The organism is Tractidigestivibacter montrealensis, from assembly GCF_024741235.1.
GTDB classification, from domain to species: domain Bacteria; phylum Actinomycetota; class Coriobacteriia; order Coriobacteriales; family Atopobiaceae; genus Tractidigestivibacter; species Tractidigestivibacter montrealensis.
Genome location: NZ_JANSKA010000001.1, coordinates 36,055 through 49,036, shown reverse-complemented (window position 1 = coordinate 49,036; position 12,982 = coordinate 36,055). Strand labels below are relative to the sequence as shown.

Genomic DNA, 12,982 nt, shown 5'->3' with positions numbered 1-12,982 from the left:
TTTTCGCTGAAAGCGCGACGCCTGCGCGTCACGCCCCGTGTGCCCCCTTCATCATTGACCTAAACGCAACAAACGCAAGCAAGCGCGCAGTCGCCGCCTGGCGGCGCAAGGAGGGGGAACTGTGGATCTTCTCGAGCTACTCAAGGCAGCGGTCTATGGCGTGGTCGAGGGCATTACCGAGTGGCTGCCCGTCTCGTCCACGGGGCACATGCTCCTTCTCGAGCAGTTCATGCCGCTCAGCGTCTCGAAGGACTTCTGGGACATGTTCCTCGTGGTGATCCAGCTCGGCGCCATCATCGCCGTCCTCGTCGCCTTCTTCCACGAGCTCAATCCCTTCTCGCGCACCAAGTCTGCCGGCGAGCGACGCTCCACCTGGACGCTCTGGGCAAAGACCATCGTCGCCTGCGTCCCTGCGGCCGTGGTTGGCCTTCCTCTTGACGACTGGATCGAGGACCACCTTGGCAGCCCCTTCGTGATCGCCGCCGCACTCATCTTCTACGGCATTGCCTTCATCGTGATTGAGACCGTCCGCGAGAGCCGCGCACAGCGCTTGATGGCCGAGCCCGCCGCAGACTCCACCGTTGCGACAAGCGCGACCGGTGCGTACCGCCCGCGCCACTTCTCCGGTTCCGACAACGGCGCGTCCCAGCCGCAGCAGGAGCTCACGGTCTCGCAGGTGGCAGACGCGGACGCCCGCATCCAGGACATCGACGACCTCGACTGGAAGACGGCCCTGGGCATTGGCCTCTTCCAGGTGCTCTCCATCGTCCCCGGCACCTCGCGCTCCGGCTCCACCATCATCGGCGGCCTCATCCTGGGCTGCTCGCGCACCGTGGTCGCGCAGTTCACGTTCTACCTGGCAATTCCCGTCATGGTGGGCGCCTCGGGCCTGCGCCTGGTGAAGTACTTCCTCAAGGGCAACGCCTTCTCCGGCCCCGAGGCGGCAATCCTCATCACGGGTTGCATCGTGGCCTTTGTGGTCTCGCTTGCGGCCATTCGCTTCCTCATGGGCTTCGTGAAGAAGCACGACTTCAAGCCCTTCGGCTGGTACCGCATCGTGCTGGGCGTTGCCGTTATCGCGTACTTTGCGCTGGCGGTGGCCTAGAGGCTGGCACAGGCGCCAAAGCCGGCGCTTCAACCGCCGGCAGGCGAGAAAAACGAGCGTCCGAGAGGAGCGAGCGTCATGCTCAGGGAGTGCGAGGGCTACATCCCCTTTGCGGGCTACCAGACCTACTACCGGGTGGCGGGGGAGTGCCAGCCGGGGAGGCTGCCCCTGCTCGTCCTGCACGGAGGGCCTGGTGCCGCCCACTACTACCTGCAGTCCCTTGACGGCATCGCCGAGAAGTACGGTCGCGCCGTCGTCTACTACGACCAGATTTCGTGCGGCCGCTCCAAGACGCCGCCCATGCCGGAACGCTGGGGCTGCTCGCTCTTCCTCGACGAGCTGGCCTGCGTACGCGCCTATCTTGCCGCGACCTTTGGCTGGGACCGCCTGCATATCCTGGGCCAGAGCTGGGGCGGCATGCTGGGCATGATGTACGCCATCGGTGAGCCCTGGCACGAGCACGGCCACGAGGGTCTTGCCTCAATGGTGGTGGCCAGCTCGCCCGCGAGCATGGACTTGTGGCTCCACGAGGCCATACGCCTTCGCCACTACCTGCCGCGCGAGATGGACGAGGCCCTCGCACAGGCAGACGTCGACGGTGACTACAGCCGTCCCGAGGTACGTGCGGCAACGGCCGAGTATTACCGTCGCCACGTCTCCAAGGTTCCGGAGGACGAGAGGCCCGCTAACCTCCACAGTCCCGAGCCGGACCAGGTGGGCGACGAGTGCTACCACTTCATGCAGGGCATGAGCGAGTTTGTGGTCACGGGCGCGCTCTCGCACTGGAGCGTGGTGGACCAGCTGCCCACGATTGACGTCCCCACGCTCGTGACCTCGGGCGCGGCGGACGAGTGCACGCCGCTCGTGGCCAAGCAGGTGGCAGACGGCATCCCCGGCGCACGCTGGGAGCTCTTTCCCGACGGCACGCACTGGGTGCATGGCGAGCAGCCCGAGCGCTACAACGCCGTGGTTGAGCGCTTCCTCGAGGAGCACGAGTAGCGCATGAGCGCCCCGCGCCGCAGCGCCCGCAGCTCCGGCCGCAGCCCAAGTTGCCCCAGCTACGACGCCATCTTTGTGAGCGCGTAGAACGTTCCCGTGGACGCGCTGGCGAGCGTCTCTGCGTCCCAGGTTCTGGAGGTGACGTCGCTTGAAGTGGGGTCATGAACGGTGAAGGTGCCGTCGGAGCCCTTCTCGACCACCAGGATCCAGTGGTCATAGGGGGTGAGGCTGTCGGCCTTGACCTCCATGGCAACCACGGTTCCGGACGTTACCACCGCCGAGATGTTGTCAGCCGAGGTGTCGTAGGTGTGGTAGACCACGCCCAGAGCGTTTGCCTCGGTGGTGAAGAAGTCTCCGCTCAGGCTGGTGTCGCCGGTGGCAAGGCCGTCTTTCTCGGCCAGCTCCGCGATGGTCGCGGGCGTGTTGTCGGTCGAGCCGGTGAGGCCGATCGTCGCCATGGCCATCACCGTGGGGCCTGAGCCCGTAACCGCAAGCGCGCTGCCGGCGTAGTCCACCGTCCCCCAACGGGAGTCCCAGTCGAAGAGCTGCGGGTAGCTGCCAACCGAGGCCTCCTCGCCGTAGGCCTGCGCCGTTTTGTCAGACTCAAGGTAGCCGGCGACAAGCGAGACGGCATCAGGCTCGCTGAGTGCCAGCTCAACCAGGCGCTCATCGGGGTACTGGTCCGCGTTGCTCGCAATCTGGGCCATCTGGTCGTCCTGGTCAAGCCGCGCGGTAAGCTCCTGCGAGAGGCCGTCCGAGATGCCCGTGGCAACGCGGGGCTTCTCCTCTTCCTGCTTCTCCTGGGCGGCGTTGTTCGACACACAGCTCGAGATGGCAAAGACGAGAAGCACCACGGCAACGATGCCTAGGACCAGCGCTGCAACCATGCGAGCGTCAGGGCCGCCTGAACGCTTGCCGCGTCCTGCGCTTGCAAAGCCGATGCTGCGGTTGCGAAGCTCGTAGCCGCGCTGCTTGCCCCTTCCGCGCGGTCCAGAAACCAGCGACCTCTGCTGGCGAGGGCGGCCGGACCTGCCGTGATGGGCGCGTCGGGAGCCGCTTCCCTGTCGTGACAGGGGCTCTCCGTCGCGTGGGCGAGAGCTGTGGAGGCTGTCAGCGCTTCGCTGGGACCTCTGGGATCTGCCGTCGGAGTACTCCATGACCCCCTCCTTGCGTAGTGCGCGCGCAAGGATGCGCATGCGCACTAAGGTCGATGCAACTTAACGAATGACATGTGAGCAAGTTTGCCCTGCGTGGCAAACCCCACCTATCTTGCATGCACTATAAGACAGTGTTGCGTTTTGGACGCGCGGGAGTCCCCTCAGCGGTGCCAATGCTCTATAACACGGCCTCAAGCGGCGCTGCATTGGGCGTTGGAAGGAAAAGAGCGCACCTGCGTATTGGTATGGTGCTTGCGTGACTAAGCCGCGTCGCATTCAATTGTCACACTTTTTATACGTATAATCCGAGGGAAGTATTCACCCTTTTATGGGTGGACCAAATGCTCGATCCGTTAGTTGAGAGGCGTCACGTGGCTAAGCAGAGAAACGACAGGCAGGAAGCCATCAGGCAGATCATTCGCGACAAGTCCATTCGCACCCAGCGCGCGCTTGTGGAGGAGCTACAGGCACAGGGCTTCTCATGCACGCAGGCCACGGTCTCGAGAGACATCACAGAGATGGGCTTGCGCAAGCTTCCTGAGGGCATCTACGTGCTCTCCGAGGACCTGCACCTGCAGCGGATGCTCTCCGAGTTTGTGGTGGACGTGCTTCGCGCCGAGAACCTCGTGGTGATCAAGTGCCAGCCGGGCACTGCCTCGGGCGTTGCCGCGGCAATCGACGGCGCTGCGCTCTCGCACGCGCTGGGCTCCGTTGCCGGCAACGACACGGTGCTGGTGGTTGCCGTTGACGGCCAGCATGCCGCCGACCTGCAGGCACTTGTGAAGAAGCTCGGGAGCAGCTCGAAGTAGGGCGGTGCCGAGCGAGCGCCGCACCGGCACATCGTATAAACGCGCGAGACGCGCAGACAGCAAGCAAAGAGAGAGGGGCCCCGGCGTGTTGCCGAGGCCCCTCTCTGTGTTCCGCGCGTGGAAGGCGTGCTCCTAGACCCGCTACTGGCCTGGGGCCCCTCCGGTATTGGCGCCCGTGTTTGTCCCGGTATTCTCACCCGTGTTGGTCCCGGTGTTTGTCCCGGTATTGGTGCCCGTGTTGGTTCCGGTGTTCTCGCCTGTCCCGCCGTTTCCGCCATTTCCGCCATTTCCGCCGTTGCCCCCGTTACCGCCGGTGCCAGAGTTGGTCTCGGTGCTGTGGGTGTTGGTCTCTTCCGTCTCTGTGGGGGTGGTGCTGGTCGTGTTCTCGGTATTGCGGGTAGTGGTGGTGCTGTCGGTGACAGTGTTCCATGATGAGCTCGAGTTGGTGGAGGCGGGGGTGCCCACAAAGTCCCAGGAGCTGTTGTCCTTGTAGGTCACGGTCTCGGTGGACTTGGGGAACTCCTCGCGGTCCAGGCCCTTGAGGACGGTGTTCATGTAGTCCGTCCAGATGGGCTGCGCCGTGGTGGGCGTCGAGGCGAGCGCTCCCTTGTAGTGCGCGGCCTGGTTGTTGTCGCGGTTGCCGCACCAGACCGTTGTGGTGAGCTGCGGGGTGAAGCCGCAGAACCAGAGGTTGTCGGCCTTGTCCGAGGTACCGGTCTTGCCGCCTGCGGGCTGGTTGGCAGTGAAGTAGCGATGCACGTAGCTCGTGGTGTAGCCCGCGTCCACGACGCCCTCGAGGACCTCTCGCGCATCCTGGGCCACGCCCTCGTCGATGACCTGCTCGGGATCGTCCTCGTGCTCGTAGACCGTGTTGCCGTTGCGGTCCTCGATCTTGGTGATGGCGATTGCGTCGCGGTGGACGCCGTTGGTGGCAAAGACGCTGTATGCCTCGCACATCTCGAGCGGGGTGACGCCCGAGGAGCCGAGCACCAGCGAGGGGACGGACGAGAGGTCCGAGTCGATGCCCATGAGATGTGCGGTCTCGATGAGCTTGTCAACGCCAACCGCCATCACGACCTGCGCGTATGCGGTGTTGGAGGAGAGCTCGGTCGCGCGCGCGAGCGACACGTAGCCGTACTGCGCGTTCTCGTAGTTGTGGGGCGTCCAGGTGGACGTGATCTGCATGGGCGAGTTGCAGTTGAGAATGACGGAGGGGTTCATGCCATCGACCATGGCGGCCATGAGCATGAACGGCTTGAAGCTGGAGCCTGCCTGTCGCTGGCTTATCGCGAGGTTAATGGAGCTTTGGCCCTTGCTCTGGTCGTATCCGTAGTTGGTGCCGCCCACCATTGCCACGATGTGCCCGTTGGTGTTGTCAATGGAGACAAGCGCCGCAGAGAGCTCGTCGTTGCCAGAGCTGGAGACCAGGCTGTTCACCGCCTCGTCGGCGGCGTTCTGCTTGTCGGGCTCGAGGGTGGTGTAGACGCGCAGGCCGCCCTTGAGGATGGTGTCGTTGTCGAAGTCGTTCTGGAGGAGCGTCTTCACGTAGTCGGTGAAGTAGGGGTATGAGCCGGTCGTCTCGTCCTGGAGCGAGCCGGGGTTGAGGGTGAGCTCCTCGGTGGTGGCCTCGTTGTACTCGTCCTGCGTGATGTCGCCCATCTCGAGCATGTTGCCCAGGACCTTGTTGCGGCGCTCGACGCAGGCGTCGGGGTTCACGAACGGGTCGTAGTAGGAGGGCGAGTTGGGGATGCCCACAAGCGTTGCTGCCTCGGCCAGGGTGAGCTCGCTCGCGTGCTTGTTGAAGTACGTGACGCTTGCGGCCTCGATGCCGTAGGCGCCCTCGCCGTAGTAGATGGTGTTGAGGTACATGTTGAGGATCTGGTCCTTGGAGTACGTCTTCTCCATCTGGATGGCGATGTAGGCCTCACGCACCTTGCGCTTGAGGGTCAGGTCGAACTGCTCGGACGAGAGGACCGTGTTCCTCACCAGCTGCTGGGTGATGGTGGAGGCGCCCTCGGAACGGCCGCTGAGCTGGCTCGCGATGGCGCGCAGGATGCCCTGGGGGTCAACGCCGTTGTGCTGGTAGAAGCGCTCGTCCTCGACGTCGACCGTGCCCTTCCTCACGTAGTCCGAGATGTCGTCCAGCGTGACGGAGCGACGGTTCTGGAGGTAGTACTCCGCAATTTCGGTGCCGTCGGCAGCGTAGACGATCGTGGGCTCTGCCACGAGGTAGGCGTCTGCCGACTCGTAGTCGGGCAGGTCCTGGAGCCAGGAGTCGACCACGGCGCCCAGGGAAAGGGCGAGCGCCAATGCAAAGAGCGCTATAAAGCCAAACACGCCGGCGATGCTAAAGCCGACGGCGTGCGTACTTGCGTGCTTGCGAGCCCTGCGGGTTCTGATGCCCATGGAACCTCCTCGTGTGGACACAATCAAATTCATTATAGGGAATGGGCCTTGTGAGCTTGTGTCCGTTCTGCGTGCACACAACCTATGAAGGAGTTGGCCAGCATGTGTCGTCCGGCGGGCTTGAAACGGAGGCAGTGCGTCTCCGATAGTCTACCCGACCACGCGGTACAGCCGAATGTTATTGTCTTTGTAGACAAGCTGGAAGCCCGGGGTGTTTTCGTCTATGGACTCGATGCCAGCCCAGTCTTCCGAGTGATAGTAGGCGTTGGACTGCTGGGTTCTTCCCGTAACATCCATCTGGAGCACCCAACGTATGCCCCGGCGCTCGACCTCCGCGCGGACGCTCCCGTTGGATGCTATTTGGTCGAGGCAAGTGCGCACGATTTGCGCGCCATCTGTGTCCAGGGGTCCTTGCGCGTTGACCATTTCGTCGTTAGTCCTGTACAGCACTCGGATGTCGTTGGTCCCGTAGAGATACAGGCTTTTATCATAGGTAGAGTTTGCAACGGTGTCATTCCCCACGATTTCTTTAATGTCTTTCAGGTCGTTGCGAATTGTCTCGTTGTTAAGAGGGTTCCAGTGGCCATAAGCGCCATCTATTTCGTCGCGCGCATAATTGAGAGCGCCATAGTAATGGACGGGGACAAATGCTTCGACTGAAACAAGGACAATCACGATAAATGCGGGGACTGCGGCGGTCTTGTTGACTGGCGGCCACTTGGGCGATTTCCTCATTTGCGTCTTGGCAAAGCAGTAGATTCCTGAGACACCCTCCGCGGCGAAAATAATCGCGGGGATGACCAGAAACGCGGCAATTCGGTTGGAGTCTGTGTACCAGAAACCGGTCATGAACTGTCTGACAGGTCCCTCTACGGAACTTGCGACAATGCTCATGACTTGGAGCATTATGTACGACGCCACAAGACCAGGGCGGTGATGCCTTATGATGTCGGTTATTACTCCAATAGCAGCAAGGGCAAAGAGGAGCGGCTGGCCCTCTTTTGGTCCGTAGAGATGACTGCTGGTAATCAGAAATGCCTGGTTGCGGATGGCTTCGGGGAGGCTTTCGTAAGTGCCCCAGTAATTGCTGATGACACCCTGAAGGAACGGTGCGTTATAAAGGGCAACCCAGGCCGCGATTGCCGCCACTAGTACTCCTGCGGCCATTGCCCAGGCGCGTGCGAAAGAGGCGTCGTGGTGGCACTGCGTGCGAAATACGTGTACCGCAATGGAAGGCACGGTAAGCACGCCAAGCGAGAAGTCCGCGTTGGGATGCACAAGTGCAAGGGCGACAACGGTGACGAGGAGGGCGCCTGCGTAGAACGCACGCCTTCCCCTCTCGCCATGCATAAGCCCAAAAACCAACGCTACGCCCAGGGGCAGCAGCGCGAAGGCAAAGAGGTTGGGATAGAGGGGCCCAAAGACGACCAACGCATAGGGCATAGCAGGGAAGAGGCAGCACAGTACTGCCCCGGAAAGCAGTGCTGCTTTATCGTCCCGGAAGACCTCGGAGATGCAGAGCGCCATGGCAAGGGGAAATACGATAGAGCCTGTCACGATGATGGAGGCGTTGATAGCCATTGGGGCAGAGACCCCCGCCCAGAGGACTACGAGTGCACAAAGCCCGTGGAAGACTGCTGGGTAGAAGCTGAAAATGTCGTCCGGCCCGCCAAAGGGGTTGGCGACGGCGTCTGCTGCGGTAAGGTAGGGGCTTACGCGGAGCGATGACATGGTCTGGGAATCGGCAAACGCTCGGATGATACTCAGATGAGTGTCGTTATCCCACTGTTGGATAAAGCTACCTGTTGCAGTGCCTCGAGAGACAAAGACGAATAGGCATACGGCGGCTCCCACGGCAATGTAGAGCAGGGCGACTCGCAGGGTAAGCCCCTTGCCAAGTTCTGCCCGCTTATTGTTCCGGCGCGTGAAAAGAATAGCCGCAAGTAGGCAGGCAACGGTCAGGGGCACAAGCACGGTCAGGGGGTTCGCTGGAATTCCTACGAGCGCATATACAACCCCTGCAACTCCCAGCCATGCCGTCACGACGATGGGGGACAGGGCGAGAGAGGCACACGTGGGGATTCCCGCGGCGACAAACGCGAGGGATCCGGGCACAAAAAGCATAAGAAGCATGACGAGAACAGCGATGAGCATGAAACCTAACCTCACAAAGCGACAGCTGGTTGATGCCGTTTGTACGCTACCACTGTTGGTGCCACAATCGTGCTTTTCGTAGGGGGTTGTGTTCGTTCGGTGCCGGCAACATCACAAAGACCCTGCGCTTTTGGCTATTCTGTGACAACATGCTTGAATTCTGTTGAAGGGCCCACATTGTCTGCATCCACTCATATGCGTCTGTACTTCGAGGACGTTCTCAATGTCTTGTCGTGCTTTGCTGTTGTGGCACTGCACTGTTCGCTTACCGTCTTCGGCAAAGGTCGCGGAAGCGAGTGGGAGCTTGCGCTTGCACAGCAGGCGGCATTCATTTTCGCCGTTCCCGTGTTCATGATGCTGAGCGGGGCAAATCTTATGGAGTACCGCAGCCGCTACTCGACGTATGAGTTCTTCCGCAAGCGAGTCCTTAGAGTGGGCGTGGCCCTTCTCGTGGGAAGCGTTGCCTGCTACCTTGCATATGGCCTCTTCCCAGACTCCTTCTGGGGTGCGCGAGACGTTGTGAAGGACTTCTCCCTTGGGGAATTCGTCCATGGGTTTCTCGGCAACACGATTAACAACGTGTACTGGTTCTTCTACGCGATCATCGGGGTCTACTGCGTGACGCCGCTCCTCTCGCTTGCGGCAGACAGGCCTCGCCTTCTGCGCGGGCTTCTGGCTGGCGGGTTCCTTCTCGCCTTTGTGGTGCCAACGCTCACCTGGGCGCATCTTGTGATGCCGGAGGACGTGAGCGCCATGCAGGGGTGGCCGCTTCTCACGAGCACGGCTGTCTTCTACTTTCTTTTTGGCTACTACCTGCGCGAATATGTGCCAGACACCCCGGCGGTCCGCGCGGCGGCGGTTGTCGCAATGGTTGCTTCCCCGGTGCTCATGTACGCAATTGGGCATGCCGTGAACGTTGCGTCCACACAGTATGACTCGTTTCCCGTAAACGCATTCTTCCCGCTTGCCGCCGCGTATGCGGCTGGTCTGTTCTGCGTGGTCCGCATTCTGGAGCCGCGCCTTAGGGCGCTGGGCAAGCGCGCGAAGAGCGTTCTCACCGCGCTCTCCTCAGCATCCTTGTACGTGTACCTGTTCCACATACCCGTCATCAACTGGCTTGGGGTGAACGTCACGCCCGATCTGAGCGGCCGCTTTGTGCGGCATCCGCTCTACGAGGCGGTTATCGTGTTTGTGCTTGTTGGCGTTCCGAGCGTTGCGTATGCGGCGGCTAAGCGGACCGCCAAGCGCCGTGCGAGAGAGACGGCCTTCGCGCGGTAAGGTGCTTTGACGGGCTGTTTCCTGCGGCGGGCGAGAGGCGCCAACCTGCGCTATCCTTGTGCGTGCGCGGCCGCAGGTGCGGTCCGCGAAGACACGCGAACACACACGGAGGACAGAGCTTTGCTGCCAGTCGAAGAACAGCTGAAGGTCATCACGTCGGGCACCATGCAGATTGTGCCCATGGACGAGCTTCGCAAGAAGCTTGAGCGCGGGGTGCCGCTCAACGTCAAGCTGGGCGTCGATCCCACCAGCCCCGACCTTCACCTTGGCCACGCCGTCCCCCTGCGCAAGATGCGCCAGTTCCAGGACCTGGGCCACAAGGTCACGCTCATCATCGGCAACGGCACCGCGCTTATCGGCGACCCGTCTGGCCGCGACTCCACCCGCCCGCCCCTCACCGAGGAGCAGGTCGAGGCCAACGCCAAGACCTACGTGGCGCAGGCCATGAAGGTGCTTGATCCCGAGAAGACCACCATCGTGCATAACGGCGACTGGCTGAAGCCCCTTGACCTCTCCAAGATGCTCAAGCTCATGAGCCAGTTCAACGTGGCACGCATTCTCGAGCGCGAGGACTTCCACAACCGCTACACCAACGGCCAGTCCATTGCCCTGCACGAGTTCATCTACCCCGTGCTTCAGGCATACGACTCCGTTGTGGTGAAGGCGGACGTCGAGATGGGCGGCAACGACCAGATCTTCAACCTCCTTGCCGGCCGGGACCTCATGCGCGCCATGGGCATGGAGCCGCAGGTGGCGCTTACCGTGCCGCTGCTCGTGGGCACCGACGGCGTGAAGAAGATGTCCAAGTCCTACAAGAACTACGTTGGCCTCACCGATCCGGCGGACGACATGTACGGCAAGATCATGTCCATCACCGACGAGCTTGTGCCGCTCTACTTCCGCCTGTGCTCAACGCTTCCCGTGGACCAGATCGACGCTATCGATGCCCAGTTCAAGGACGGCACGGCCGATCCGTATGCCCTCAAGCGCGAGCTCGCCCGCAACATCTGCGACCTCTACCATGGCGTTGGTGCGGGCGACGCCGCCCAGGCGGCCTTCGACGCCACGTTCAAGAAGGGCGAGGTCCCCGAGGACATCGCGGAGTTCCCTCTCTCCACGGTCCAGGTGAACGACGAGGGCAAGGTCTACCTGGCCAAGCTCCTGGTGGACGTCAAGATCGCCAGCGGCACGGGCGAGGCCCGTCGTCTCATCGACGGCGGCGGCGTCAAGATCGACGGCAAGGCCGTGGAGCCCAAGTGCTACAACGTGGACCCTGCGCTCTTCTCGGCGGGCACCGTGTTGCAGATCGGCAAGAAGCGCTGGGCTAAGCTGGCGTAATGAAACCAAACTCTCGCAGCAATCGCTGCGTGTGGTGGGCCATCACGGGGCTTTGGTCCCTTCTTGTATGTGTACTCCTCGAGGTCGGCACCCTTATTGGAGCGCCGGCCTCGAGCCCCTTTGTCCTCGCTGAATGGCGTCCCACGCGCATGCTCGTGTTCTTTGTACTGGCGCTACCGCTTGTGTCCTGGGCGCGCAGGCGCCTCGCTGAGCTGCGCGAGGAGCACGAGCGGAGAAGGCAGCTGCCATCAGGCGAAGATGCGGACTCCAGGCACGTAACACCCCGCATGCTGCTCTGGCGGTCGCCCGAGTACGTCTTCCTCGCAATGTCTCTCTGTTCGGGCATCCTGTGCGCCTTTCTGCTTCCTGCATACGCCTCGTCCTCATGGGACGGCTTCACGCACTTCGATTACGCAAACGCGATTTCGTACGTTGTTGACGCGCAGTACACGGGCGCCGACGCCCTCATGGCATCGAGCAACGCTTTCGTGTGGTCCCAAGCAATCGAGGGACAAAACGTCTTTCCCACAAAGAACGATGCCGCCGCGCGCGAAGTTGTCTACGACACCCTTGAGGACGCCGAGGAGAACGATGCCCTCGTTGTCTGCGAGGGGACCAGCGCGTTCACCGGTGACACGTGGATTTCCGCCTCTCACGTGGGAAACATCCCCAATGCCGTGGGGCTTTGGGCGGGCAGGCTACTGCACCTGGGGTTTGACGGTCGCTACCTCATGGGCCGCATTGCGGGTGTGCTGTTCTACTCGCTGACAATGTTTCTTGCCATGCGCCGCATGAAAAGCGGAAAGCTGGCGTTGGGGGTCTTCTCGCTTTTCCCAACGCTGGTGATTCTCTCTGCTAGTTATACCTATGACACCTGGTCGGTATCGCTCATAGCGTATGCCTTTGCGGCGTTTGTGGGCAACTGCCAGAAAGGGGAGTGCGAGCTCACCCTTCATGATGCCTGCGCTCCTCTTGTTTCCTTTGTCCTGGGGGCGCTTGTGCGCGCAGTGTACTTCCCCCTGCTTGTGGTGCTTCTCGTGCTTCCCGCGAAGCGGTTCTCGTCCCGGCGCGACAGCGCGTTGTACCGTGCGCTGGTGGTGCTTGCAGCAGCGGCGCTGCTCGCCTCGTTTGGGATTCGCTTCCTCGTTGCGCCCGGAGGCGGAGATCCGCAGGGGTCTGCCGACGTCTCGCAGGGCAATCAGGTTGGCTTCATCTTGGCGGACCCCATCCGCTACGTTGGGGTGATGCTGGCTACCACGGGGCACGTCCTCGCCCCTGATCGCCTGGTGGCTTTCGAACCGTTGGCGTTCTCGGCGCCGTACGTTGTTGCTCCGTCTGTCCCCCAGAGCTCGGCAATCAATGGGCTGCTTTTGGGTCTGGTTCTTGTCGTGTGCGTCTTGGACCGCACGCAAGATGACCTTGTGCTTGCTCGCCCGCTGGTTAAGGCACTTGCGACGCTGGGTCTGGCGTGCGGGTGGGGGCTTGCCATCACGGGTCTGTACGTGTCCTTTACTGCCGTGGGGGCGCCTTTGGCGGAGGGGGTCCAGGTACGCTACCTGCTGGCGCTTCTTCCCCCGGCGGGGATGCTGCTTCTCGACTTTGCCGCAGTTGCTCGCAGGGACCCAGGCAAAAAGCTTCGCTGGCTTGCGCCTATCGCCGTGGTGGGGTCCTGCGCGCTGCTCGTGGCGGCGCTGCTCGTTACCTTTGGAGTTGCATAAGTCGCATTCGACACATTC

The 12,982-nt window shown here is 62.0% G+C and carries 9 protein-coding genes; 6 read left to right on the top strand and 3 right to left on the bottom strand.

Annotation, left to right across the window (positions count from 1 at the left end):
* Positions 1-121: 121 nt before the first annotated feature.
* Complete coding sequence (locus NVS32_RS00170; RefSeq protein WP_258498174.1) at positions 122-1,105, top strand: undecaprenyl-diphosphate phosphatase; 984 nt, start codon at positions 122-124, stop codon at positions 1,103-1,105.
* A gap of 78 nt (positions 1,106-1,183) precedes the next feature.
* Positions 1,184-2,104, top strand: coding sequence for a proline iminopeptidase-family hydrolase (locus NVS32_RS00165; protein ID WP_258498173.1), 921 nt, complete (start codon positions 1,184-1,186; stop codon positions 2,102-2,104).
* A 59-nt stretch (positions 2,105-2,163) separates the two neighbouring features.
* On the opposite strand, the gene NVS32_RS00160 is transcribed toward NVS32_RS00165, so the two are convergent.
* Positions 2,164-3,261, bottom strand: a complete 1,098-nt coding sequence (locus NVS32_RS00160) for a hypothetical protein (RefSeq protein WP_258498172.1) — start codon at positions 3,259-3,261, stop codon at positions 2,164-2,166.
* Positions 3,262-3,632: 371 nt separating this feature from the next.
* On the opposite strand from NVS32_RS00160, the gene NVS32_RS00155 reads away from it, so the two are divergent.
* Entirely contained in the window at positions 3,633-4,070 is a 438-nt protein-coding gene (locus tag NVS32_RS00155) for an arginine repressor (RefSeq protein ID WP_032110218.1), read from the top strand.
* A 141-nt stretch (positions 4,071-4,211) separates the two neighbouring features.
* Here NVS32_RS00155 and NVS32_RS00150 read toward each other — a convergent pair whose 3' ends face one another.
* A complete protein-coding gene (locus NVS32_RS00150; protein WP_258498170.1) occupies positions 4,212-6,476 on the bottom strand; it encodes a transglycosylase domain-containing protein in 2,265 nt (754 codons plus the stop codon).
* Positions 6,477-6,626: 150 nt separating this feature from the next.
* The gene (locus NVS32_RS00145) at positions 6,627-8,630 is read right to left on the bottom strand and encodes a DUF6541 family protein (protein ID WP_258498168.1); all 2,004 of its coding nucleotides are present in this window, start codon (positions 8,628-8,630) and stop codon (positions 6,627-6,629) included.
* 177 nt (positions 8,631-8,807) lie between these two features.
* Between NVS32_RS00145 and NVS32_RS00140 the strand changes: the two genes are divergently transcribed.
* From NVS32_RS00140 to NVS32_RS00130, 3 genes are all read left to right on the top strand, one after another.
* Entirely contained in the window at positions 8,808-9,908 is a 1,101-nt protein-coding gene (locus tag NVS32_RS00140; RefSeq protein ID WP_258498167.1) for an acyltransferase, read from the top strand.
* A 120-nt stretch (positions 9,909-10,028) separates the two neighbouring features.
* A complete protein-coding gene (tyrS, locus tag NVS32_RS00135; RefSeq protein WP_258498165.1) occupies positions 10,029-11,246 on the top strand; it encodes a tyrosine--tRNA ligase in 1,218 nt (405 codons plus the stop codon).
* Positions 11,247-11,395: 149 nt separating this feature from the next.
* A complete protein-coding gene (locus tag NVS32_RS00130; protein WP_258498161.1) occupies positions 11,396-12,964 on the top strand; it encodes a DUF2142 domain-containing protein in 1,569 nt (522 codons plus the stop codon).
* The last annotated feature ends 18 nt before the right edge of the window (positions 12,965-12,982 follow it).

What these genes read in the sequence shown, in the direction of transcription:
- NVS32_RS00165 (WP_258498173.1), top strand. Translation starts at nt 1,184, where the DNA reads ATGCTCAGGGAGTGCGAGGGCTACATCCCCTTTGCGGGCTACCAGACC.
- NVS32_RS00160 (WP_258498172.1), bottom strand. Translation starts at nt 3,261, where the DNA reads ATGGAGTACTCCGACGGCAGATCCCAGAGGTCCCAGCGAAGCGCTGAC.
- NVS32_RS00150 (WP_258498170.1), bottom strand. Translation starts at nt 6,476, where the DNA reads ATGGGCATCAGAACCCGCAGGGCTCGCAAGCACGCAAGTACGCACGCC.
- NVS32_RS00145 (WP_258498168.1), bottom strand. Translation starts at nt 8,630, where the DNA reads ATGCTCATCGCTGTTCTCGTCATGCTTCTTATGCTTTTTGTGCCCGGA.
- NVS32_RS00130 (WP_258498161.1), top strand. Translation starts at nt 11,396, where the DNA reads ATGCTCGTGTTCTTTGTACTGGCGCTACCGCTTGTGTCCTGGGCGCGC.